This window comes from Streptomyces sp. NPDC005784 (assembly GCF_042871525.1).
Lineage (GTDB): Bacteria > Actinomycetota > Actinomycetes > Streptomycetales > Streptomycetaceae > Streptomyces.
Genome location: NZ_JBIAIQ010000071.1, coordinates 1 through 22932, shown reverse-complemented (window position 1 = coordinate 22932; position 22932 = coordinate 1). Strand labels below are relative to the sequence as shown.

General features: G+C 69.4%; 23 protein-coding genes and 2 pseudogenes. 8 read left to right on the top strand and 17 right to left on the bottom strand.

Features of this window, described 5'->3' with window-relative positions:
* Window positions 1–132: 132 nt before the first annotated feature.
* The 7 genes and pseudogenes from ACFYR3_RS44115 to ACFYR3_RS44085 all read right to left on the bottom strand — a co-directional run.
* Window positions 133–1335: an IS110 family transposase gene (locus ACFYR3_RS44115; RefSeq protein ID WP_389287977.1), complete on the bottom strand. Its 1203-nt coding sequence runs from the start codon at window positions 1333–1335 to the stop codon at window positions 133–135.
* A 911-nt stretch (window positions 1336–2246) separates the two neighbouring features.
* The gene (locus ACFYR3_RS44110; RefSeq protein WP_389287975.1) at window positions 2247–2741 is read right to left on the bottom strand and encodes a hypothetical protein; all 495 of its coding nucleotides are present in this window, start codon (window positions 2739–2741) and stop codon (window positions 2247–2249) included.
* A gap of 460 nt (window positions 2742–3201) precedes the next feature.
* Window positions 3202–3540: a hypothetical protein gene (locus ACFYR3_RS44105; RefSeq protein ID WP_389287973.1), complete on the bottom strand. Its 339-nt coding sequence runs from the start codon at window positions 3538–3540 to the stop codon at window positions 3202–3204.
* Between the two features lie 220 nt (window positions 3541–3760).
* Entirely contained in the window at window positions 3761–4153 is a 393-nt protein-coding gene (locus ACFYR3_RS44100) for a hypothetical protein (protein WP_389287971.1), read from the bottom strand.
* Between the two features lies 1 nt (window position 4154).
* On the bottom strand, window positions 4155–4793 hold the full coding sequence (locus ACFYR3_RS44095) for a tetratricopeptide repeat protein (RefSeq protein ID WP_389287969.1): 639 nt from the start codon (window positions 4791–4793) through the stop codon (window positions 4155–4157).
* Between the two features lie 119 nt (window positions 4794–4912).
* A pseudogene (locus tag ACFYR3_RS44090) lies at window positions 4913–5206 on the bottom strand (lytic transglycosylase); the annotation flags it as partial.
* Window positions 5207–5209: 3 nt separating this feature from the next.
* Window positions 5210–5491: pseudogene (locus ACFYR3_RS44085) on the bottom strand (amidohydrolase family protein); the annotation flags it as partial.
* On the opposite strand from ACFYR3_RS44085, the gene ACFYR3_RS44080 reads away from it, so the two are divergent.
* Complete coding sequence (locus ACFYR3_RS44080; RefSeq protein ID WP_389287967.1) at window positions 5426–5560, top strand: hypothetical protein; 135 nt, start codon at window positions 5426–5428, stop codon at window positions 5558–5560. The pseudogene ACFYR3_RS44085 and the gene ACFYR3_RS44080 sit on opposite strands and share 66 nt — an antisense overlap.
* A 40-nt stretch (window positions 5561–5600) precedes the next feature.
* Here ACFYR3_RS44080 and ACFYR3_RS44075 read toward each other — a convergent pair whose 3' ends face one another.
* From ACFYR3_RS44075 to ACFYR3_RS44060, 4 genes are all read right to left on the bottom strand, one after another.
* Window positions 5601–6548, bottom strand: coding sequence for a CPBP family intramembrane glutamic endopeptidase (locus ACFYR3_RS44075; protein WP_355858363.1), 948 nt, complete (start codon window positions 6546–6548; stop codon window positions 5601–5603).
* 308 nt (window positions 6549–6856) lie between these two features.
* Window positions 6857–9406, bottom strand: coding sequence for an FtsX-like permease family protein (locus tag ACFYR3_RS44070; protein ID WP_389287965.1), 2550 nt, complete (start codon window positions 9404–9406; stop codon window positions 6857–6859).
* A gap of 3 nt (window positions 9407–9409) precedes the next feature.
* Entirely contained in the window at window positions 9410–10183 is a 774-nt protein-coding gene (locus ACFYR3_RS44065) for an ABC transporter ATP-binding protein (protein WP_355858357.1), read from the bottom strand.
* Window positions 10180–10425, bottom strand: a complete 246-nt coding sequence (locus ACFYR3_RS44060; RefSeq protein ID WP_389287963.1) for a hypothetical protein — start codon at window positions 10423–10425, stop codon at window positions 10180–10182. The genes ACFYR3_RS44065 and ACFYR3_RS44060 overlap by 4 nt, the downstream gene beginning before the upstream one ends.
* 222 nt (window positions 10426–10647) lie before the next feature.
* Between ACFYR3_RS44060 and ACFYR3_RS44055 the strand changes: the two genes are divergently transcribed.
* Genes ACFYR3_RS44055 through ACFYR3_RS44045 form a run of 3 tightly spaced genes read left to right on the top strand, consistent with a single transcriptional unit; the run spans window position 10648 to window position 12913 of the window.
* Window positions 10648–11922, top strand: coding sequence for a sensor histidine kinase (locus tag ACFYR3_RS44055; RefSeq protein WP_389287961.1), 1275 nt, complete (start codon window positions 10648–10650; stop codon window positions 11920–11922).
* Between the two features lies 1 nt (window position 11923).
* Window positions 11924–12583: a response regulator transcription factor gene (locus tag ACFYR3_RS44050; RefSeq protein WP_355858372.1), complete on the top strand. Its 660-nt coding sequence runs from the start codon at window positions 11924–11926 to the stop codon at window positions 12581–12583.
* 27 nt (window positions 12584–12610) lie between these two features.
* Window positions 12611–12913 carry a DUF4259 domain-containing protein gene (locus tag ACFYR3_RS44045; protein WP_389287981.1) on the top strand — a complete coding sequence of 101 codons (303 nt, stop codon included), beginning with the start codon at window positions 12611–12613 and terminating at the stop codon, window positions 12911–12913.
* On the opposite strand, the gene ACFYR3_RS44040 is transcribed toward ACFYR3_RS44045, so the two are convergent.
* Genes ACFYR3_RS44040 through ACFYR3_RS44030 form a run of 3 tightly spaced genes read right to left on the bottom strand, consistent with a single transcriptional unit; the run spans window position 12878 to window position 15291 of the window.
* On the bottom strand, window positions 12878–13051 hold the full coding sequence (locus tag ACFYR3_RS44040; RefSeq protein ID WP_355858366.1) for a DUF6207 family protein: 174 nt from the start codon (window positions 13049–13051) through the stop codon (window positions 12878–12880). The two genes, ACFYR3_RS44045 and ACFYR3_RS44040, sit on opposite strands and share 36 nt — an antisense overlap.
* A gap of 58 nt (window positions 13052–13109) precedes the next feature.
* Window positions 13110–14228, bottom strand: a complete 1119-nt coding sequence (locus tag ACFYR3_RS44035; protein ID WP_355858348.1) for an acyl-CoA desaturase — start codon at window positions 14226–14228, stop codon at window positions 13110–13112.
* Window positions 14229–14235: 7 nt separating this feature from the next.
* Window positions 14236–15291 carry a ferredoxin reductase gene (locus ACFYR3_RS44030; protein ID WP_355858345.1) on the bottom strand — a complete coding sequence of 352 codons (1056 nt, stop codon included), beginning with the start codon at window positions 15289–15291 and terminating at the stop codon, window positions 14236–14238.
* 88 nt (window positions 15292–15379) lie between these two features.
* Here ACFYR3_RS44030 and ACFYR3_RS44025 point away from each other — a divergent pair, with 88 nt between their 5' ends.
* From ACFYR3_RS44025 to ACFYR3_RS44015, 3 genes are all read left to right on the top strand, one after another.
* Window positions 15380–16519, top strand: coding sequence for a helix-turn-helix domain-containing protein (locus ACFYR3_RS44025; RefSeq protein WP_355858342.1), 1140 nt, complete (start codon window positions 15380–15382; stop codon window positions 16517–16519).
* 1197 nt (window positions 16520–17716) lie between these two features.
* Window positions 17717–18292 carry an RNA polymerase sigma factor gene (locus ACFYR3_RS44020; protein WP_389287959.1) on the top strand — a complete coding sequence of 192 codons (576 nt, stop codon included), beginning with the start codon at window positions 17717–17719 and terminating at the stop codon, window positions 18290–18292.
* Window positions 18289–19287, top strand: a complete 999-nt coding sequence (locus ACFYR3_RS44015) for a hypothetical protein (RefSeq protein ID WP_389287957.1) — start codon at window positions 18289–18291, stop codon at window positions 19285–19287. Before ACFYR3_RS44020 ends, ACFYR3_RS44015 begins: the two co-directional genes overlap by 4 nt.
* 478 nt (window positions 19288–19765) lie before the next feature.
* On the opposite strand, the gene ACFYR3_RS44010 is transcribed toward ACFYR3_RS44015, so the two are convergent.
* Window positions 19766–20725, bottom strand: a complete 960-nt coding sequence (locus ACFYR3_RS44010; protein ID WP_389287955.1) for a hypothetical protein — start codon at window positions 20723–20725, stop codon at window positions 19766–19768.
* A gap of 151 nt (window positions 20726–20876) precedes the next feature.
* On the opposite strand from ACFYR3_RS44010, the gene ACFYR3_RS44005 reads away from it, so the two are divergent.
* Window positions 20877–21044, top strand: coding sequence for a winged helix-turn-helix domain-containing protein (locus ACFYR3_RS44005; protein WP_389287979.1), 168 nt, complete (start codon window positions 20877–20879; stop codon window positions 21042–21044).
* A gap of 95 nt (window positions 21045–21139) precedes the next feature.
* On the opposite strand, the gene ACFYR3_RS44000 is transcribed toward ACFYR3_RS44005, so the two are convergent.
* Together ACFYR3_RS44000 and ACFYR3_RS43995 are read right to left on the bottom strand one after the other, a co-directional pair.
* Window positions 21140–21418 (bottom strand): hypothetical protein, encoded by a 279-nt coding sequence (locus ACFYR3_RS44000; RefSeq protein ID WP_389287953.1) that lies wholly within the window; start codon window positions 21416–21418, stop codon window positions 21140–21142.
* A gap of 242 nt (window positions 21419–21660) precedes the next feature.
* Window positions 21661–22932: transposase (locus ACFYR3_RS43995; protein ID WP_389287951.1), on the bottom strand; the 1272-nt coding region annotated here is incomplete at its 5' end.

Here is a 22932-nt window from a genome sequence, read left to right as displayed (position 1 = left end):
GAGCGGGGAGATATCTGGCCATCCGCGGGGAAACCGCTGGCCATCAGTGGGGCCGTAAATGGCCGCCTATGGGGAGTATGCCGAGGCCACGGTCACCTGCGCGATCTCGGTTCGCAGGCAGGCTCGTTGCCCTCACCTCGTTCCGGTTGTCCGAGGTTCGTAGAAGGTGCCGTCTCTGAGCATGGCGAACAGGACGTCGGCTCGTCGTCGGGCGAGGCAGAGCAGGGCCTGGGTGTGGTGTTTGCCCTGGCTGATCTTCTTGTCGTAGTAGGCCCGCGATGCCGGGTCTCCCAGGGCCGCGAACGCGGAGAGGACGAAGGCCCGTTTGAGCTGCTTGTTTCCCCTCCGTGACGGCTGCTCGCCGCGGATCGAGGACCCGGAACTGCGGGTCGCGGGCGCGAGTCCGGCGTAGGCGGCGAGATGGCCGGCGGTCGGGAAGGTGCTGCCGTCGCCGACGTCGATCAGGATGCGGGCTCCGGTCCTGATCCCAATTCCCGGCATCGAGATCAGGACCTTCGAAAGAGGGTGGGCTTCCAGCAGTTCCTCGATCCGTCCGGCCAACAGTTTGCGCTGGTCAAGAAAGGCGGTCAGGGATCCGGCCAGGCTCGGGACGATCAGCGTGGCTGCCTCGGTGCCCGGAACGGTGACGGTCTGCTCGTCCAAGGCTGCGAAGATCTCCTCGACCAGCCGTTCGGCCATCCTCGGTGCCTTCGGCCGTAACAGTGTGATCAGGCGCTGCCGTCCGGCCTTGCGGATCTGGGCCGGTGACCCGAACCACCCCAAAAGAGCGAGGACAGCCGGGTGCTGCAGCCGAGGCCCCAGCACCCGCTCCAGCGAGGGATGGATCTGGGTCAGCAGGCCGTGGATTCGCTTGGCGACCCGGGTGGCTTCGCCGGCGAGGTCGTCGTCGAAGCCGACGATCATCTCCAGCTCGGCGATCGTCTCGTCCTGGCCGTCGATGGCCCGCAGCGTGTGAGGCATCGCGCGGGCCGCGTCGGCGATGATGAACGCGTCTTTCGCGTCGGTCTTGGCCTCGCCGGGATAGAGGTCGGCGATCCGCCGCATCGTCAGGCCGGGCAGATAGGCGACCGGGCAGCCCATGTCCCTCGCGACCGCCAGCGGCAGGGCTCCGATCGAGGCCGGCTGGTCGACCACGACCAGCACCGTTCCGTGTTTGGCCTGGAGTTTGGCGAACAGTTCGCGGAGCTTGGGCTCGGTGTTGGGCAGCCGCTTGTCGAAGACTTTCTTGCCGGCCGGTGTGACGGCGGTGGCGTGGTGTTCGCCTTTGCCGACGTCCAGGCCGAGGAAGACGTCGATGTCGCTGGTGTCGATCACGTGCAGGCCCCTCCGCTGACGCTTTCGTCCGGCCTTGCCTCGGCACCGAGCTGCCACACCCACGTTACGGAGAGCTCTTCCGGCTCGGGTGAAGCCGGTGCTCAAGCCCCTCATCAGCGGTCCGTCGATGCCCCCGGGCCCGGTGACACCACCCCCCGGATCATCAACCGCAACAAGGGGGGGAAGTCATGCCGGACCCGAAGGCCGGAGGCCCCATTGCGGAGCCACGAAGAAGGTAACGGGGGGTGCACAACTCTCCAGAGGTTCGAGCCCTTGCTCACCTCGATCTCCCAGCCCGGGTAGAGCCGCCGCATCATGCCGACTGTGCGCTCGAGGTCTGCTGTGCCCACTTCGTGCAGCAGCCCCGGAACGTCGCCGTCGGCGTACACCAGAAAGCCCGTCTTGGCTCCCAAAGCCCCTCCCAGGGTGTTGCCCTCGCTGGTGGACGCACCGTAGTCGCCCGCACTGACAACGGAGGTGATGCCGCAACCAATCCTCACAGTCGTTCGTACAGTGGCGCGCTCCACCTGGACGCCAGGAACCACGCCCGCTCCACGGTGTGTGGGCCGACGGCAGACGGGATGGCAGCCAGGGAAGGTGGTGGGTTGAGGATCACGGGGACCGCTCTGCCAACCGCGAGCTAAAGTGCGGCCCGAGAAAGGGGCGACATGGCAGACAAGAACAGTCGGTGGAATCACCCGCACTGGCACCTCGTGATCGTGATACCGCTTCTGATCTTCCTGATCACCGAAGACAACTCGATCACGCGATGCCTCCTTGCTTCAGGGCTCACGCTGGCGGCAACCCGCTACGGGCGTGACTCTGCAAGGCGGCCCCGAGTCAAGTCCGCCCCGGTTCCTGACACCAGCAGCTGACACCAACGTCGACGGACAGGGGCAGACAGTGACCTCTCAGTTACTGAAGCAGCCGAAGTCCTCGTCGTCTCGATCGTCATACGCCCTTCGTGCTTCTTCTTTGCCGTCGCCGAAGACCAGACGCCCGGTGTCGAGTTGGCGGGGCTGGAAAGTGAGAAACCCCGAGACGAGATCATCTGAAGTCATGTTGGTGCGCAGTGCGTACGTGGCTGTGGGGTCCAACGTGACGGACAGAGGGAGCTGCGTCGTGAAACCTCGAGGGGAGCTTCCGAGATGTATCCGATGCATCGTGATCCCCTGGGGAGCCTTGATGCGCCACACCAGCTCACCCGGCTCATCGACAGTGCCATCGTGATCCCACCGATATAGGCTGACCTCGGCGATGCCGTCGCGCTTGGCGCTTGGACACTCACGCCAGCCGATCACCGGAGCGGAACTCCCGCCCTCTACAAACAGCGGATCGAACTCCGCGCTGCAGGCACTCAGCAAGAGTGCGAGAGCGATGACGCCCGCTGATCTTCCCCACTTCACCTGGCGGAGTGTACGAGGGAATGGGTAGGGCAACACCCTTGTGATTGTCTCAACCTGACTCCAGCAGGCAACAGCTCGCGAGTCGGTGCCGCCTGGAGCGGTGCTCAGTATGGTTGTTGTACAGCAGGGAATTACAGCAACCATCGCAACCAGCCCCGACCCTCACCCGCCCCGAGCGACCGTCTGATGTGTCCGACAAACCTCAGCGACCACTGCGCCCATAGTTCGCATCGAGGGGCACGGTGGTCGGTCGACGGCTTCACTCGGCCATTGAGACTCCGTCGACCGCGACGTGCGGTGCGCACTGAGCGAGAGCACAGGTCACGTCAACGGGGTGCGCGATCGGGAGGAGCCGACGAACCTCCTGACGACCCTGGCCCACCTGCGCTGCAACCACATCTTCGCCGAGTACGCATCCAGATTCCGCGTGGGCCTGCCCCAGCCGTACCGCCGCTCGAAGTCAAAAACCAGGCTGCGGAGGAATGTCTGATCGCACGAGGCGGACTCGCGCGGCTGGTATGCGGCCGGGCAGGTAGAAGAATCCGTTGCGGTTGTCGAGGAGCAACCCCTCATCGATGCCGTCCACGGCCCAGAGACCAACCGGCCCACCGGTGTTGTTGATCTGAAGGAAGAACTCTGTCTCCTCGTCCCGACAGACGAAGATTCCCTCCGCCTCAGGGCGGCGGCTGCCGGCGATTCCCCGTGCGGCGCCCATCCGGGTCCAGTCCAGGCCATGCTGTGCGATCGACCGCCGATTGAGCACGGACGAAACGTGAAAGAGGTTCGACGTATCAAACACGCCAGGAGTGTAGGAGGCAGTGAGGCTTCCTCCTCAGGCTGGGGGGCAGCTCCAGGGTGAGGACAGCCTTGACACCGCGGCGGTGTCAAGTGGCAGGGGCGTTCATCGGCTCGTCTCAATTTCCGTCTCGTTCAGACCCGTTCACCGCCGTTCAGGCGAGACTGCAAGTCCGAACAACGCCAGCGAACAACGGCGGACGGGCGCGGACGGCTGCGGACCATCAGCGCAGGTGACAAGCGCACCGCTCCAAGGTCAGACGCCCACTCAAGTTGCTTATGTCCTCAGGATCGAGGTCGAGTTCAGCTGTCGGGGCGAGCAGCGCGCCGATCTCGCTGCCCCGTCCCTGCTCCGAGAGGAACAGCGCGTAGTTGGCGAAGGCGAGTTCGTCCCGGTGTCTGATCGCATCCCGGTAGCGGCGGTCGGCCTGTTCCCACTGCTCCAGCTCCTCGTGGAGGAGTGCGAGGTTCAGGTAGGCGTAGGTCTCCCCGTCATCCGCGGCGGCGCACGGCCTCGTGGTGGGAGCCGTTGTCGGCCAGGTGGAGCGCGTAGGCGAAGTGGGCGCCGGCAATGTGTTCGGCCAGGCCTCCCGCAGGTGGGCACCGGCCGCCTCCATGTCACCGACGGCCTGCTCGGCCGCGCCTTGCCGAGCGCGACCAGGACCGACCGTTCTCCAGCGTCCAGAGTCTTCCGTAGCCAGGCGACGGCTTCCGCGTGCTCCTCCCGGTTGGCCAGGAGTCGGCCGAGGTTGCCGCGGCCGCCATGGTGTCGCCCTGGCTGATCGCCCGGCCCAGCAGATCGGCGGCCTCGTCGAGCCGTTCGTCGTCCTCGCTGAGGAAGACGCCGTAGTCGTTGAGCGCCCGGGGGTTGCCCTCGGCCAGCACCTGCTTGTAGTACTCCTCCGCGCGTACCCTGTCCTCGAGCTCCTCGGCCAGGACCGCCGCGGTCCACGGTGTCACGTTCCGGCCGCCGAGGGCAGCCCCCTCCAGGGCCGCGACGGCGTCCTCGGGCCGCTCGAGCCGGATCAGCAGGTCGGCCAGTGCCTCGTACGCCCCGGTGTTGCCTGCCTCCGCGGCCGTGGTGATCAGCTCCAGCGCGGCGTCGATGTCGCCCCATTCGTGCACGAGGTCGAGGTTCTTCTCCGCGACCTCATCGTCCGGGCCGGTCCATGCCCGCAGAGACAAGGCCAGGGCCGCGGCAAGATCTCCGGCCGCTCGCTGTCGTTCCGCCTGGCCCTCGAAATCGTCTTCCGCCATGAGGCATCCTTCCGTGTGAGTGATTCCGTCGCGCACACAACGGATCGGGGCGCCCCCGCGGCGTGAGCCGAGGAGGCGCCATGGAGACGCACGGGCTGCGCGGTGGCGGCGCGGTTCTACGAGGCGGGGGCGGCCACCGTCAGTTCGACGGTCAGCGTGGCCCCGCCGGTGGTGGTGATGCGGAGCAGGAAGGTGCCGGTGGTGTCGTCTGCATACAGCTTCGGCAGCACGAGCCGGCCGTCCGCGTCCGTGGTCAGGGCAGTGAGGGTGCGTACGGTCTTGCCGTCCGCGTCCTTGAAGTAGGGGCCCTTGTCGTTCTCGCCTGTGTCGTCGGCGGACTTGATCAGGGTCGCAATCGCGGCGACCTGGCCCGCGGCGGCGCCCTGGTAGGTGGCCTTCACCTCGACCTGGTCGGGTCAGTTCGCCGCGACGCGGGTGCCCCGGCGCCAGACGGCGCGGATGTCGAGGGTGTGGTCGATGTCGGTGGTGGGGTCGCCGTCCACCGGCAGCAGATCGGCGCGCAGTCCCTCGGCGATGCGTCCGCGGTCGTCCAGGGAAAAGCGACGTGCCGGGGTCGCGGCCCGCAGCGCGGCGGCCGGCGACAGTCCCGCCTGGACCAGGTACCGCAATTCGTGGTGGACGCTGGCGCCGTGGGCGACGCCGCCGAGGAACGGTACGGGCTCGGAGGCGTCGCTGCCGAGGCCGTCGCACGGCTGCCCATCGCCGCACTGGCCGGCGGCTGGTACACGGTGGAGTCCACAAGGTGAGCGAGTCCGATCCCGCGCACGATGTGGACGACCGCCGCGGTCAAGCCGTCCGGCCCGGCAGTGCGGAGGCGTCGTGTGCCGGTGGGCAGCCCAGTCGGCCGCGGGTGGTGACCAACAGGACGAGGGCGGCGGCGGTGGCGCTGAGCAGGAAGGCGTGTGCGGCGTCTTCGCGGGACAGTGTGGGGAACATGGCGGACCAGGCGAGGGACATGTAGTTGTTGACGCCGCAGTGCAGCAGCATGGCCATCGGCAGGCTCTCGCCGGTGCGGTTGAACACCCATGTCATGACGAAGCTGAAGGCGATCGCGCTGGCGATGAACTCCAGCGGCGTGGTCCAGGACACGTGCGGCCAGTTGCCCCACTGGGTCAGGAACAGCGGGAGGTGCCAGGCGCCCCACAGCGGACCGACGACGAGGGTGCCGAGCAGCGGGCCGTAGCGGCGCTGCAGGCGGGGCATGGCGAACTCGCGCCAGCCGGGCTCCTCGGCGAGCCCGGTGGTGATCATCTGCACGAGCAGGCCGGGCAGGAACGCGGCCAGCATGACGACGGGCGGCATCGCGGGACCGCGGCCGGACAGCGCGACCGCGGTGAGGGTCAGCACGGCGGGCACCGAGAACAGGACCACGACGTACCAGCGCCAGCCGACCTTGAACTTGGTCATCCGGCCGCGCCAGGCCCGTAGTCCGCGGCGCCCTTCGGTCGCGCCGGTCACCAGGAGTGCCGACAGGATCGGGCCGAGGTAGGCGCCGGGCAGGACGCCGAAGAGCTGGCTGCCGGGGCCGCCTCCGGGGAAGACGAAGTGCCAGACGCCCAGGCCGTTCTCGGACAGGACGTACGGCGTCCATGCGGTCCAGCTCAGCAGGTAGGCCAGCGAGAAGAACCAGGTCAGGGGGCGGCGGCGGATGCTGCCCCGCAGGCCGGTGCCGTGCTCGCGGCCCGTGTCGGCCGGTCGGGTTTCGATACTGACGGGGTCTTGGATGCTGCTCACCGTGGTGTCCCTTCGGAAGCGGTCGGAGCTGTGGCGGAAGCCGGCTGACGTGACGTGTTCAGCACACCAGTCACGCGTCCGCGGATCATTGCCGTGCGCGCCCCGAGTGGGGGTACAGGAGGCTGTACCGCCGTCGAACGGAGCCGTGGTCGCCGCCGGGCCGAGGGCGGCGTCATGGTGGGTCATCGCAGGGGGCGGCCCCGCCGTACTCGCCTGAGCGCGGTGGCATCAGGCCGCAGGGGCACCCCCGACAGGGCCGGACGTATCGCCGGACGAGCGGTCCCGCCTCGTCGTGGACGCGAGCCGGGTCACTGGGCGCGGACGGCGTCGGCGGGTGGCGTGCGCAGCGCCTGGCGGGTGGGGAGTTCGATGGTGAGGAATGCCGTGACGGTGACGGTGAGCGCGAGGCCGGGCAGCAGCCAGGCGGGGCCCGCGGGCCAGGGGCGGCCGAGGAAGCCCTGGCCCAGGAGCGCGAGGGGCACGGCGGACAGCAGCAGGGCCGTGGTGAGCGCGGTGGCGGCGGTCACCGCTGCCTCGCGCCGCATCATCGCGCGGATCTGACGGGGTGTGGTGCCGATGAGGCGGAGCGCCCCCAGTTCGACCCGGCGCTGGGCGGTGGCGGCGACGAGTTTGTTGGCGATGCTCAGCAGGAGGTAGACGAGCAGGACCACGATGACGGCCAGGTTGATCCACACCTCGGGCGGGGCGTCCCTCAGACCGTCGCCGGACGGGGGATTCGTGTCCTCCAGTGCCAGACCCGGGTGGGACGCGGCGAAGGCTGTCAGTGCCTGGCGGGTGGTCGCCGTGCCGTCCGTGCGGACGAGGATGCTCTGGTCGAGCCCCGTCGTGGTGTGTCCGGCCGCCAGGTCGTGGGAAAGCACCACCGTGCCGAAGCCGAGAGCACGGGCGTAGACGGCGACGACCTCGGCGTCGACCCGTGCGCCGTCCCCGAGGACGAGGCTCACCCGATGGCCCACTTCCGCGGCGCGCGAGCGGGCGACATCGCTGCTCACGGCGATCGTGGCGCCGGTGAGACGGTCCAGGCTCCCCGCCCGTACATCGAGGTCGAGGACGTCCGACGCGTCCGGGGTGAGGATCGTCGCGGAGCCGGAATCGGTCTCCGTGTCGCCGAACATCTTGTACGGCCACACCACCGTGGTCGTGCTCACCGGGGCAGCCGCCCGTACGCCGGTCGTGTCACGCACGGCGGAGAGCGTGCCGTCGGGCAGTCCGCCCAGGCCCGGCGCGCCGAGGCGCTGCTGGGCGAGGGTGCCGACGCGGGTCTCGTCCGCCGTGGCGGCCAGCACGGTGGTCTGGGTGAGGGTGTACGTCAGGACGAACACGACCGCCATGGCCAGGGTGCTGACGATTCCCGCGTTGCGCAGGGCGTACGCGCGGACGTTGGCCATCGCCAGCCAGGTCGGCGCGGAGACGCCGGAGCGGGTGCGCCGGGCCGCCGCGTTCCCGATGCCCCGGACGAGAGCCGGGCCGGCCAGGGCCAGGCCGATCGCGCCGAGAATGCCCGCGATGGAGGTGGCTGTCGCGCCGATGGCGGTACGGGAGAAGAGGGGTGTGGCCGACATGGTGGTCGCGGCGACGATGACGAGGAGGCCGATGCGCGTCCGGGTCCGCGACGGCTCGCGCGGCTCGCTGCGCGACTCGGCGACGGCCTCGGTGGCCGGCATGCGGGAGGTGCGCCAGGCCGAGCCCCGTGCCGAGACCTGTACGACCAGGGCCATGAGGACGATCGTCGCGAGGGCGGGCAACGGGCTGAGGGTCAGCGGGAGTTCGGAGGGAACGACCCCGCGGTCCGCCAGCAGCCCGCGGAACTGCCCGGCCAGCAGGTAGCCGAGCGCCACACCGGGGACGAGGGCCATGGCCGCGACGAGGGTGGACTGGGCGGCGGCAAGTCGCCGGATCTGCTTCGGAGTCGCGCCGACGGCCCGCATCAGCGCCAGGTCGCGGCGCTGCCCGGCGATCGACACGGCCAGCGCGCTCGCCATGACGAACCCGGTGATCAGCAGGATGATGCCGGCGAGCGAACCGGCGAGAAGGACCAGGAGGGAGCGGCTCGCGCCCGCGCCGGGCGACACGAGGTCCCCGCGACTCGCACCGGTGACCGCCTCCAGCCCCGTGAACCCCGTGCCCTTCAGCTTCGTACGGACTTCGTCGGCGACCCGCTCCTCGGAGCCGGGTGCGGTGCGCAGACCGATGAGGTCGACGGTCCCGGCGCGCGAGTCGCCGTCCCGCCCGGACAGTCGTACGGCCGTCGTGTCGGCGAAGAAGACACCGGCGCCCGGCGCGTCGACGACCGCCGAGACGCGATAACGGGCGGCGGGCCGGGCGCCCGCGACGGCCTCGATCGGGTCGCCCACCTTCACTCCCGCCGCGGTGGCGGTGGCGCTGTCCACGGCGATCTCGCCGGAACCGGAGGGCCCGCTGCCGTGGACCTGAGCACCGTCCAGCAGCTTCACCGAGGACCAGCCGTGCCCCGATGCCCGGGGATCCCCGGCCGGTACGACCCGTCCATGGGCGTCGACGAGGGCGGTGGGGAAGCCGATGTCGCCGACCGCCTCGGTGACACCCGGCAACTCGGCCAGTTCCCGGACCAGTTCGCCCGGGACCGTACGACGTTCCGGGAGCGCGATCGGCAGGTCGCCGCTCGGGTGGAACTCCTGGTCGGCCGCGACGACGACGTCCGCGCCGCCGAGACGGCCGACGGGCAGGTGGGAACGCAGGCCGGACTCGGCCAGTACGCCGGTACCGGTGATCAGGGCCGCGCCGCCGAGAACCGCGCAAGCCACGGCGATCAGCGCGGTGATCCGGCGTCCGACCATCCGCAGGGCGAGACTGAACATGACTCAGCCCCCTGCCAACGCGACGAGACGGCGGGCCAGTTCGGGGGCGTTCGGCGCTTCGAGGGCCTCGACCACCCGGCCGTCGGCCATCACCAGCACGTGGTGTGCCCGGGCCGCGGCGGCCGGATCATGGGTGACCATCACCACCGTCTGGTGCAGTTCGTCGACGAGGTCGCGCAGCAGGTCGAGGACCTCGTGGGCGCTGCGCAGGTCCAGCGCGCCGGTCGGCTCGTCGGCGAACACGACGGCCGGCCTGGCCACCAACGCCCGTACGACGGCGGCCCGTTGCTGCTGGCCACCGGAGAGTTCGGCCGGGCGGTGGGTGAGCCGGTCGGCAAGACCGACCCGCTCCACCAGAGCTCGTAGCCAGTCGTGGTCCGGGGTACGGCCCGCCAGTCGCAGCGGCAGCAGGATGTTGTCCGCGATGCTGAGGGAGGGGATCAGGTTGTACGCCTGGAACACGAAACCGACGCGTTCCCGGCGCAGTTCGGTACGGCGGTTCTCGTTCAGGCCGCCGATCTCGTGGCCGTCGATACGGACACTGCCCGACGTCGGGGAGTCCAGCCCCGCGGCGCAGTGCATCAGCGTGCTCTTGCCGGAGCCCGAGGGGCCCATCACCGCGAGGAACGTGCCGCGTGCCACGGTCAGCGACACCTCGTCGAGGGCGCGTACGCCTCCCGCGTACTCCTTGACGACCCGGTCCAGGGCGATGACCGGCGTCGACGCGTCGTGTGCGGTGGCCGCCGGGCGACGGGTCCGGGCGAAGGCGGCGTTCATCGACGGCCCCGCAGGTGGCGCACGGCGAGGGTGCCCGCGCCGAAGACGGTGACCGCACCACAGGCCAGGTGCACCCAGATGTCCGCTTCGGCGTAGGTGGCCACCGTGTTGGCGACCACGCCGGCCACGACCAGGATCCACAGCAGCGTACGGATCACCTCCCCGCCGGTGACGGCGGGCGGCGACGCTCCGCGCGTGCCGTCGGCGGGAGTGGTGAGGCGGTAGGGGTCGGTGGTCGCCATGGGGCTTCTCCCGTGGTGCTGAGTGATGGGTCCGGGGGTTCCGGCTGACGTCACCGAAGCTACGGATCGACACCCCTCCCGGCCGATCCCGCAGCCCGCCCGGTTCGAGGTACAGCAGGCTGTACCTCCACCCCGCGGCTGACGGCGAACTGGTGGACGTCATAGGGTCGTTCGCGAAGCGGGTGCACGCTCGTGAAACACGGCGGAAGGGAGGGAGAACGGATGGCGGTTCAGCAGGACGCGACAGCCGGTGACGGGCGGGTGGGCCTCAGGGACACCGTCGTAGGGACCACGAGAGCGGCCGGCGCCGCGATCGCACAACTCGCCTCCGGGCTCGGTACGGCCTTCCTCGCGCTGCTCGTGCTGCTCTGGCTGGCGGTCACCGCCGTGACGAGCCTCGTCGGGGTGGGACTGCTCATGGCGCCCGCGGTCCTGAGCGCGCTGCACGCCCTGGCCGGCCGGGAACGCGGCCGGCTCGGCCGCCGGGGCCTCGAGGTCATCACCCCGGAACCTCCGCCGACACGCCTGCGGCTCGCCCTCGTCGACCCCACCACCCGACGGGAGCTGCACTGGCTGGCCCGGCACGCCACCCTGGGGTTCCTCCTGGGGCTCCTCGGTGTCCTCCTGCCGGTCATCGCCGCGCGCGACAGTCTCTTTCCGCTGTACTGGAAGCTCTTTCCCAAGGACGCGACCGCCACGTCCGTGGGGCTCGGCCACGCACACTCCTGGCCACAGGCGCTCGCCGTGGTCATGCTGGGCGTGGGCTGGATCGCCATCATCCTGGGGCTCGGCCCCGGCCTGGCCCGTTCCCAGGCCCGGCCCGGACGCCTGCTCCTCGCGGCCGGACCGGAAACGGATCTCTCGCGCCGCGTCGCCGAACTCACCGCCACCCGTGCCGCCGCCCTGGACGCCCACGCCACCGAACTGCGCCGCATCGAGCGCTCCCTGCACGACGGCACCCAGAACCGGATCGTCTCCGTCACCGTCCTGCTCGGCGCCGCCCGCCGCATGGTCGCCCGCGACCCCGCGGGCGCCGACGAACTCCTCGAACGCGCCCAGTCCGCCGCCGAGCAGGCCCTCGCGGAGCTGCGCACGGTCTCCCGGAGCATCCTGCCCCCGGTGCTGGACGACCGCGGGCTGGCCGGCGCGCTCTCGGGGCTCGCCGCGAACTGCGCGGTGCCCTGCCGGATCGACGTGGCGGTACCCGAACGGTGTGCCGCCTCCGTCGAGGCGACCGCCTACTTCATCGTGGCCGAGGCTCTGACCAACATCGCCAAACACAGCGGCGCCGCAAGCGCCACCGTCATCGCGCGCAGCCGCGGCGGGCGCCTCCACCTGTGCGTCGAGGACGACGGCCGGGGCGGCGCGGACGAGGACGGCGGCTCCGGACTCACCGGCATCCGACGCCGGATCGCGGCGCACGACGGCGCCCTCTCCCTGGCCAGCCCGCCCGGCGGCCCGACAACCCTGAAGGTGGACCTTCCCTGTGGATCGTGACATGCGGATCGTGATCGCCGAGGACGACCCCTTGCTGCGCGAGGGCCTCGCTCTGCTGTTGCGCGCCGAGGGCCTCGACGTGGTGGCCACCGCGGGCACCCCAGACGAGGCGCTGGCCGCCATCGACGAACACAAGCCGGACGTCGCCATCCTCGACGTACGGATGCCGCCGACCCACACCGACGAGGGGATCGTCGCGGCGGTCGAGGCCCGGCGCCGGCGGCCCGACCTGGCGGTCCTCGTGCTGTCCGCGTACGTCGAGCAGTCCTTCGCCACCGAACTGCTCACCAGTGGTGTGAGCGGTCTCGGCTACCTGCTCAAGGAACGCGTCGGCCGGGTGGAGGAGTTCCTGGACGCGTTGCGGCGCGTGACGGACGGCGGTACCGCGATCGACCCCGAGGTCGTCGGCCAGCTCTTCACCCGCTCCCACCAGGACACCCGCCTCGACCGGCTCAGTCCCCGCGAGCGGGACGTACTCGCCCTGATGGCCGAGGGGCTCGGCAACACCGCCATCGCCGAACGGCTCGTCGTCACCGAGGGAGCCGTCCACAAACACATCCGCAGCATCTTCGCCAAACTCGACCTGTCGCCGACGGACCGGGTGGACCGGCGGGTCGCCGCGGTCCTGCGGTATCTGGAGGATCCACGGCGTCCGGCCTGAGCACATCGGGCTCCACCACCGACCGACCTGACCAGCCGCCCCGAAGGAGAAGAGGCGGTGGCCGCCGCCGCGTTGATTGCGGCGCAATGCCCTGGCGGCGACCCAATCGACACACCTTACGGCCCTGAAGAACTCATGCCCGCGTTCACTGACGATCTCCGGACGCTCGCGGACGAGGCCCTCGCTCGCGTCATCAGCGAGGAGGCCGGGCCAGCCTCGAACTGGGTCGACCCGGAAGACTGGAAGCAGTGGCGAGCCGACCTCAACCGCCTTCGCACAGTCCTTGCTCCGCCATCACCGTCCATCCCGCTGTTCGATATCGAGCAATGACAGAGCGTCACCCGCCACAAAACCCGTTCTCATGAACAAAGCCAGGCGCACGTCCAGGCAGCGCAGCCGGACACCGGCCTGCCCCGGATCCCGTGTCGTACGGTCTGACGTCACGGTCGCCCACCGTCCGCAATGGATCTCACCGAACCCGGCGGTGCCGCCGGTACGGCCGAGAGATCTGAACCAGTACCGGGAATCAGGCGGCGACGAGCTCCTGCTCGCGGTCCGGCGTTTCGACCTTGGGCTCCTTGTTCGGCAGCGAGAGCCGGAAGACCTTGTGCCACGCGGAGAACACCTGCTTGGGCAGCGGGCCGGTGACGTACTCCAGCTCGTACTTCTCGAACAGCGCGCGCACCTTCACCGCGACCTCGGCGTACCGGTTGCTCGGCAGGTCCGGGAACAGGTGGTGCTCGATCTGGTGCGACAGGTTGCCGGTCATGAAGTGCATGGCCTTGCTGCCGCTGATGTTCGCCGAGCCCATCATCTGGCGCAGGTACCACTGGCCGCGCGTCTCGCCCCTGATCGACCGGCGCTCGAAGACCTGTACGCCCTCGGGGAAGTGTCCGCACATGATCACCGAGTGGGTCCAGATGTTGCGGACCAGGTTCGCGGTGAACGTGGCGGCGAGTGTGGGGAGGAACGACGGGCCCGACAGCAGCGGGTGGATCACGTAGTCCTTGAGCACCTGCTTGCGGATCTTGCGGCCCACGGCCTTGGCCCGCGCGCGGAACTCCGGGTTCTTGCGGCGGCGCTTGTTCAGGTTCTTGCCGAGCTCCAGGTCGTACGCTGCGATGCCGTACTCGAAGAAGCAGGCGTTGATGAAGTTCCAGAGCGGCTGGCCGATGTGGAACGGGTGCCACTTCTGGTCCTCGTCGACGCGCATGATGCCGTAGCCGAGGTCGTTGTCCTTGCCGATCACGTTGGTGTACGTGTGGTGCAGTTCGTTGTGCGAGTGCTTCCACTGCTCGGACGGCGAGACGTGATCCCACTCCCAGGTGGTGGAGTGGATCTTCGGGTCCCGCATCCAGTCCCACTGGCCGTGCAGGATGTTGTGGCCGATCTCCATGTTGTCCATGATCTTCGCCACGGACAGCCCGGCGGTGCCGAGCAGCCACGCGGGCGGGAAGATCGAGAACAGCAGCACGCCCCTGCTGACCAGCTCGAGCTTGCGCTGCGCCGAGATGACCTTGCGGATGTAGGCGGCGTCTTTCTCGCCGCGGCCGGCGATCACCTCGTCGCGGATCGCGTCCAGCTCGCGGCCCAGTTCCTCGATCTGCTCCGCGGTCAGGTGGGCGGTGGGGTCGATGGCGGTCAAGGTGCTCCTACCGTTCGATGTCGCAGGGGCCCGCCGCGGCGGACACGCAGGTCTGGATGAGGACGCCCGGCTCGGCCTCGGTGATCTCGCCGGTGCGGAGGTCGCGGACGGCGCCCGCCTTGAGCGGCGTGACGCAGCCGAAGCAGATGCCCATGCGGCACCCGGAGGGCATGAGCACGCCGGCCTCCTCGCCGATGTCCAGCAACGGCGTGGCGCCGTCCGCGTCGACGGTCTTGCCGGTGGCGCTGAACGTGACCTCGCCGCCGTCGCCGGCGACGACGATGCTGGGGCGGAAGCGCTCGGTGTGCAGGCGCTCTTGGACACCGTGCTCGGTCCAGTGCTCTTCGGCGGCGTCGAGCAGGCCCGCGGGCCCGCAGGCCCAGGTCTCGCGCTCGGCCCAGTCGGGCACGAGTTCGTCGAGCCGGGCGATGTCGAGCATGCCGTCCGTGTCGGTGTGCACCTCGGTGAGCCGCAACTTCTTGTCCGCGACCAGGTCGTGCAGTTCGTTGCGGAAGATCACGTCCTGCGGCCGCGGCGCGCAGTGGACCATGACGACGTCGTCGAACTCGATGTCGCGCAGCATGCCCATCACGGGCGTGATGCCGCTGCCGGCCGTCAGGTAGAGCACCTTGGCGGGCTTGGCCTGCGGCAGCACGAAGTCACCGGTCGGCTGGTCGAGCTGGATCAGCGTGCCCGGTTTCGCCCTGCGGACCAGGTGGTTGCTGACCTTGCCGTCCGGGATCGCCTTCACGGTGATCGTGACGCGGCCGTCCTGGCGGTTTGTCGGCGAGGTGATGGAGTAGGCACGCCACAGGCGCACCCCGTCGACGTCGACCCCGATCCGCACGTACTGACCGGCTGTGTGGCCGCGCCAGCCTCGTCCCGGCCTGATCACGACAGTCGCGGCGTCACCCGTCTCGGGGTGCACGGCCTCGATGCGCCCACGCAGGTCAGCGCCCGCACGCAACGGGCTGACCAGGTCGAGGTAGTCCGACGGCAGCAGCGGCGTCGTGACCATCTCCAGCATTTTCCACGCCCTGCTGCGGAGGGCTGTACGTGTCATGACTCCAGCTTGCTGTGCCTCAAGGCGTAAAGTCCTGACCGCAGGACGTAAATCTGGTCGGCTGAATTGTTCGCAGGGAACAAAAAACGTGAGCCATGCAATCCGGAGGGCCAGCGAGCTGGCCCTGGACGAGACGACTGTCACCGCGCTTCGGGCGGCGCTGAAGACCACCGCCGACGAGGTCGTCCAGGCGATCATCGACGAGGTCCCTTCCTACGCCAACGCCCTTTCGGGCACCATGGGCGGCACCATCCGCCGAGCCGTGCGCACAGCCCTGGGGCACTACCTGGACCGCGCGAGCGGGAACGCCACAGGCGGCGACGCCGGTGACGCAGCCTACGAGCTGGGCCGCGGCGAGGTGCGCGACGGCCGTTCGATGGACGCCCTGCTCAGCGCCTACCGTGTCGGCGCCCGCGTGGCCTGGCGATGCCTGGCGGCGGGTGCCGTACCCGCAGGTCTGCCCGCCGCCGAGGTCGCCAAGTTCGCCGAGCTGACCTTCGCCTACATCGACGAGCTCTCGGCCGCGAGCGCCGCGGGCCACGCCGACGAGCTGGCCGCCCAGGGGAGGGCCCAGGAGCGCCACCTGGAACACCTGGCCCGCGACCTCCTCGCCGGCGCGAGCCCGGACGTGCTGCTGGCCTCCGTTCAACGGGCCGAGTGGCAGCCTCCGGTTTCACTGACCGCGGTCCTGCTGCCCGCCGCCCAGGCCCGGCCTGCCTACCGCGCGCTCGACCCGAACACCCTCGTCCTCGACGATCTGCCGGACGCCACCGGTGTGCTGCTCGTCCCCGATGCCGACCGATCACGTCTCTTGCGGCAGCTGACCGACCGCACCGCCGTGGTCGGGCCGGCCCGGCCGTGGACTCGTGCGTCCGCCTCGTACGCACGAGCCGTACGCGCACGTTCCCTCTCCTCCGATATTCGCGACACCGAGGACCACCTGCCCGAGCTGGTGCTGAGCGCCGACGTGGACGCGTTCGCAGACCTGCGTGCCCGAGCCCTCGCACCGTTGCGGACCTTGCCTGTCGCGACCGCACGGCGGCTGGAGGAGACATTGCGGGAGTGGCTGCTGCACCAGGGCAGGCGGGACGAGGTGGCGGCGGCGTTGTTCGTCCATCCCCAGACAGTCCGGTACCGGATGTCGCAGCTGCGGGAGCTGTTTCCGGATCTCGCATCGCCACACCGGGTCCTTGAACTGACGCTGGCGGTCGGTCTTCGGGTCGGCTGACGCGTACTTCGACCGTCCACGACCGCGCAGCGATCACCGCCCTGCTCGCCTTCCACGCCCTGCGCCCCGGCGAGATCCGCCATCTGACCCTGGACGACGCCCGCCGCCTGGACGACGCCCGCCGCCTGGACGACGCCCGCCGCCTGGACGACGCCCGCCGCCTCGACGACGGCCGGCTGTCCCTGCCCGGCCGCACCATCCGCCTGGCCGAACCGGTACGCGTACGCCTGGCCGCCTACCTCGCCCACCGCTGGCCGCACGCTGCCAACCCCCACCTCTTCCTCACCCACCACACCGCCCTGACCACCAGCCCCGTCAGCCATCCTGGCTCTACCGCCACTACCCCGCCTCCAGCCGGCTCCTGCACGACGACCGCATCATCGACGAAGCCCAGACCAGCGCAGACCAACCAGCGCAGACCCACGCATCATCTGCGCACTGCTCGGCCTCACCTTCGACGCCGCCACCCGCTACACCCGCCCCTACCGGGACACAGCCGCACTCCAGCCATCCCCCGCGTCAGTCCGGCCGGTACCGACAGAGCACGAGTGAGGAGCGGCACTCCCTTCCTGGTGCGGGCCCCACAAGCGGGTGCGGCTGCGACGGACTGGGACGACGGCGGTCACGGAGCCGTTCATCGCCCGCGCTCACAATGCACCAGGGAGGCTGACCGAGACCGCGGGCACCGCCCGGGCTGCCGTGCCGGCATGCGCGCCTACCCCCCCTGGGAGGCGCCCTTCGGGCGGCGCCGGCAACAGCAGGTAGCTCAACCCGCCGGGGCCATATCGAGGTCGGGCCGGAACGGGGAGTACGGGGGCCGTTCGTACGGGACGCGTGACGCGTCGGCGAGCCCTCGATGCTGCGCTCACCCGCGTGACCAGCCGGATGTCACAACTGGCCCAGAAATCAGCACTGTTGTGGTGCACGCGGCAGAACCGGGTGCTCGTTGGCAAAGGGAAGAGTGCGGCATGGAGCCTGTGATCGTGGGAGCGGTGGTAACCGTGGCAGTCAGTGTCGTCAAGGGCATAGTGGGGATCGCTCAGGGGAGGGTGAAGGCGTCCGTGGAGAGGACGCTCATCGCGGAGGCCGCACACACTGACCGGCTCCGCTGCCTGATCTCACCGGCCGCTCTGGCTTCCCACCCCGCTCACCGCTGTTCCGGCGCGGTTCCACACGGCTGTGCCGGGGGTGATGACCGTGGAGGACGCCCTCAGCACTGACCTCCATCTGGCCGAGCCCCTCGAGAGGACTGCGGACCCGCAACCAGGCATCCGTCTCGCCGGCCTGCTGCATGACGAGCAGTACCCGGCACTCGTCCGCTTCTTGCTCCTGCACGGAGCGTCCTGGACCGAAGCCCAGGACGCAGCCCAGGACGCCTTCACCCAGATGTGCGCCCCCGGCGTCTCCATCAGCTACCCCCGCGCCTGGCTGCGCACCGTCGCCTGGCGGTCCTGGGTGAGCCAGCAAGTGAAGCTCGAAGAAGCCTGCGCGGATCTGCCGGAACCGCAGACGAGCCTGCGTTGGGACACCCCGACCCACGCCGCCGAACTCGGAGAAGAACAACGCCGAGTGATCTCCTTACTGCTGCAGTTGCCGGCCAAACAGCGCGCCGCGATGGCCTGGCACCTGGACGGCTTCACCACGGCGGAGAGCGCGCGCGCCATGCGCACCACGCAGGCAGCCGTCCGCCAAAACCTTGCGCGCGCTCGAGCGGCCCTGAAGCAGGGCCTGCACCTGGAAGGACGATTCGTCAACGAGAGGGGGAAGGCATGACCGGCAACGAGTCCCGCGGTACTGACGGGGCCGACCGTCGCCACACCGAGGACCTCGAAGCCTTGCTGACAGCAGTCCACGACGATCTCGGAATCGCCGTGAACGACCGTCTCAATGCTCTCGGGGGGCCGCCCGAACTGCGCTCTCCGGATCTCGCCCTGGACCGCCTCCTGAGCGCGACGCACCGCACTCTGGGGACCAGCGTCAACCGCCGCCTCTCCAGGGACGTCTGCGACGCCCTGGTCCAGCGCAACGCTGCGCTCCAAGCCCATCTGACCGAGCGGGGAGCCTTGTCGCGCCGCCCCGCCGCCATCCGCGTCAAGCACCGTGAGGAAGCGTTGCGGCTGGTGCGCCTCTACTGGCCTCGTGACCTGGCCGAGGCCATGCGGGCTGCAGTCCGCATCGTCCAGGACTTGTGTGACCTTCTGAGTGACACCGCACAACCGATGAGCCACGTGGACACCGTGCTGGGCAACCTGCGGGGCCATCTCGAGAGCATCTCTCAACTGCCGGAGTCGAACCGGCGCCTACAGTTTCCTGCCCGCCCGGACTACCTCGGCGCTGTGGAGGAAACACTCGCCAGCCCTGCGGACCGGCTCATCGGTGAGCTCCACAGCATCCGGGAACTGTTGGACGAAGAACTCGCCCCAACCATCGAGGCGCTTGAAACCGCTGGCCGCTCATACCTGTTCGGGGTCAACGCAATCGCCCAGGACCTGATGGACGATCTGGTACGAGGCTGCGAAGAGGCAACTGCTCTGGCGAAGGCTGTCGCCGAAGTTCAACAGGCCAGCAACGACTTCGTCGGCGCGGATCTCACGAACGCCCAGCTGGAAGGGCTGCTGCTGGACGGAATCCTCTGGGACGACACGACCTGCTGGCCGCCGGAATGGGAGATGCGTGTGCGCCACGCGTCACTGCTCTGCGATGAAGAGGAAGGGATCCGCGTTGTTGCCGCGGAAGGGTCCGACACCATCGTTCACGCCGAGGCGTAGCAAGCCTCACCCAGCGGGTGTGAAGGGTCCCACATGAGGCCATGGCTCAGTGCCCCGTGGAGGGCTGTGCAGGACATTGTGGGGGAGCAGCTGGACGACGGCCGTGCCTGGGGCTGTCCGTTCTGCGCCGGCCACCGTATCTCTTGGGGTGTGGAAGCGGACGTACAAACAGGAAACCCGGTCCCTGCCAGAGCGTTACAGGGACCGGGCTACGTCTGAAGACTCCGGAGCGGGCAGCGGAAGCCAGAGTCCTCAGCGCTCGCGTTTCAGGTTCGGGCCCGTGTACGCGATCTCTGGTGAAACGATCTCCAGAGCTGACGGACACGCTCCGAGCGGGTGAAGGCCACAGTGAACGCGCTCTGCCCGTTCCCGCAATCGGCCAGCCGACCACGCGATGTGGCTCCTCCTGACACGGCCGCCCGGCGAGGCTGCCGCTCTCGCGTGCGGCCGGTAGCGAACAGGGGCCTGGACTGGCCGGTCAGGCTGCCTGACCGGTGGTTGTGGGGCGGTCGTCGAGGACGATGGTGGTGACCTGGGCGCCGTCGGGCCGGGTGTGGGTGGTGTCGGTGACGGCGAGCCGGGTGCGCTGGTAGACCGCGCAGGCCAGGGCCCAGGTGGCCATGACTTCGTCGACTGAGGCGTAGTCGTCGCTGACTTTGCGCATGGTGACCAGGACAGCCAGGACGGAGCGGCCGGACAGAGACGTCTCGATCATTCCGTCGTCAAGGTCGTTGATGCGTTCAGGGAGGCGGAAGTGGGGGTGCTGGGAGGTCTGCTCGATGAGGAACGACCAGGTGTCCCGATGGCAGATCACGCGGGCGGAAGCGATGGCTGCGGCTCGCAGCACGCTCTCCAGGTGCTGAGCGCGGTCCTGCTTGTGCTGCACCGGGGCTGCCGGGTCCGCCGAAGGCTCTGCCGGGGCGGTAGCAACCGCCGCAGAGACCTGCGTAGCGGCTGCCGGCACGGTGACGACCTCCGGCAGCCCGTCCCGGGCCCGCTGTTCTTCCTCGCCGTCACTGACCGGGCCAGGGATCTCGTTCACTGCCTCTTCCCTCCACCCGTCACCAGCGTCGACGTCCGCCACATCCAGCGGCTGCGATTCGCGCTCCACAAACTCCAAAGACGACACGCGCTCTGCGGCACGCGCAGAGTCCGGCGCACCGACAATGTGCGAGAACGCCTGCGCGAGCTCCTGCCGCAACGCCTCGACGCCGGTACGGGCATCCGCCAGGTCGGTGAGCATCTTCTCCTGGCGGCGCCGCAGCTCCCGGTTCTCCTCACGTAGCCCTGTGGTGCCCTGCTGGACTGTTTCCAGCACCTTGCGGCGCAGGTCTTCCTGGTCCTTGCGCAGTCCCGTGAGTCCGGTGGAAGAGTCGTGCACCGCCTGTCGTATGTCGCCGAGTTCGCCCAGGATCTTCTCGAAGTCCCGCCGTGCCACGCAGCCCCCTCGCAGTTGACCGGTCAACCAGCCCATCCCTCCCCGTACAGGCATCGGCTGACGCGGCGGTTTCTGGCCCTTTCGCGGAGCTTGTAGGAAATGGCGTCACTCTGGCAGTAAACACAGCTAGCAGACTCGTGCTCGCCGGCGGCTGCCGCACTGCCACGGCTGGTCCTGGCAGTGCCCGGCCCGTCGTGCGCTGGAACGTGACGAGCATGCGGTCGAGCTCTGGAAGAGGGACGTGCAGCCGCAGGTGGAAGCACCGCGGCGGCGCTCGGAGCCTTCGTCGTCTTCGAGGACGAGGGCGGGTTCGCGATGACGCCGCCACGCGCCCGCACCTGGGGCCGGCGCGGACAGATTCCCGTCAGATGCTCCGAAGCCGATCCGAAAAGGTCCGCCAGCTCCTCTTCAGCGTCAGGCCATGGTCGTGGAGTCGTCCCTGGTCAGCTTGTAGCGGCCGTCGACCAATGCCCCGGGCACGGTCAGGACGTGCTCGGCCCTCGGATAGCTGCTCTCGAGCTTCTTTCCGCCCAGCACCAGCGTCGTCAGGAGTGCGACGATCAGGACAAGGACTCCACCGATGATCCGGGCCATGAGGCCGACCCGACTCTTCTCCGGCGGAGCCGGGGGCGCGGCGCCCCCGGAGCGGGAGGACCTCTGGTACGGCGACTGCGACGCCGGAGGCATGGACACGCCAGAACGGTACTCGACACCGACGAGAGCCATGCGGAGCCCCGAGCGGTCCCGGAAGCGGGCTGCATGGGCCGACGGCATTCTGCCCGACCTGGGATCCCGGTACGGGCCTACGAGTGGCGACCTGAACACCGGCTCTGGCCACAACCGACCCGCACCGGCACCCAAGCCGTCCTCATCACCAGACCCCAACCAGCAGATCCACAAAGCAACGGCATGACTCTGTTGGTGATCTTCAGGAGTCATCCGGTGGCTGCGGTGCAGAGGGTGTGAAATCGGCTTGATCGTGTGCGTCCTCGGGGTGTCTCGGCGATCCAGTCGGCGGTGCGGGTGAGGTTGCAGGCCATGGCGGTGAGTATGTGCTGGACGTGCGTCTTGGCGAGCCCGCGGTAGCGCGTACGCCGTAGGCCGTTGCTCCGGACAGTCTGGGAGAGTGTCGCCTCGATGCCGGCACGGATCGCATAGCGGCGCTGCCAGTTTCCGGTTTGCTGGTCCAGACGGTTGCTCTGCTGGATCTCGTGCAGTTCGCGGGTGGGCAGCAGCGCGAGCGAGCGCGGTCCGCTGACTGCGTCGGTGCACTGGGTGCGGACGGGGCAGGCCCGGCAGGTGGCCTTGTCGAACTTGACCTGGATGTAGTCGTGGCCGCTGATGCGCAGGGGGCGCCATTCCCGGCTGAGGTTGCCCTGGGGGCAGGTGGCCTGCTGGTTCCCCCAGTTGATGGTGAAGGCGGACTTCCCGAAGCCCTTGCCGCTCTTGGCCTGGCGGCTGTGGTCGGCGACGATCGGGCCGAGCAGTGTGATCCCGTGGACCTGCTGGGCGCGTTGGACATGAGCCGGGGTGATGTATGCGGCATCGACCACGTGTTCAGCAGGCGTCAGGGCTGTCTGGGCCAGGTCGTCATGGATCTGCCCGGTGAGCTGACCGTCCTGGACGGGGGCGATCGTGGTGGCCACGTGCACCACGATCTCGGGCCGTTGTTCCTCGCAGGTCTCGGTGTAGTGCACGCGATAGCCGCTCCACTCGGTGCCGTTCTTGGTGCAGTAGTGCGCGTCGGTGTCATAGGGGGAATCGAAGCGCAGGCTCGCCGGTGGCAGCGCGTGCCCGTCACGCCAGCGCAGCTGCCCTTCCTCGTCCCAGTAGTAGTGATGGACCCACACCTGTCGCAGGACCTGCACCTGGGGAAGGGTCCGCAGACGCCCCGGCGCGTCGGCAGACCACAGGCCGGCCAGCACCTTCTGCCCGTCCCGTCCGAAGACCTCCGCCCGCGCGATCACGGCCTCCGGCCCACCGGGCACCTTCCGGATCTCGATCCTGCGCCCGTACCGCTTGTCCCACTCGGGCTCGACCTGCGGCAGCAGCCACTCCGGCGCGATCACGGCCAGCTCCTCCAGAGCAGCCCGCAGGCTCTCTCCGGCCAGCTCCAGGCGGCTGAGGCGTCGCACCGCGGCCAGCACATACGTCGCGTCGGTACGCTGCCGCCCGCCCGACTTCAGAAGCCCTGCTTCCGTCAGCCG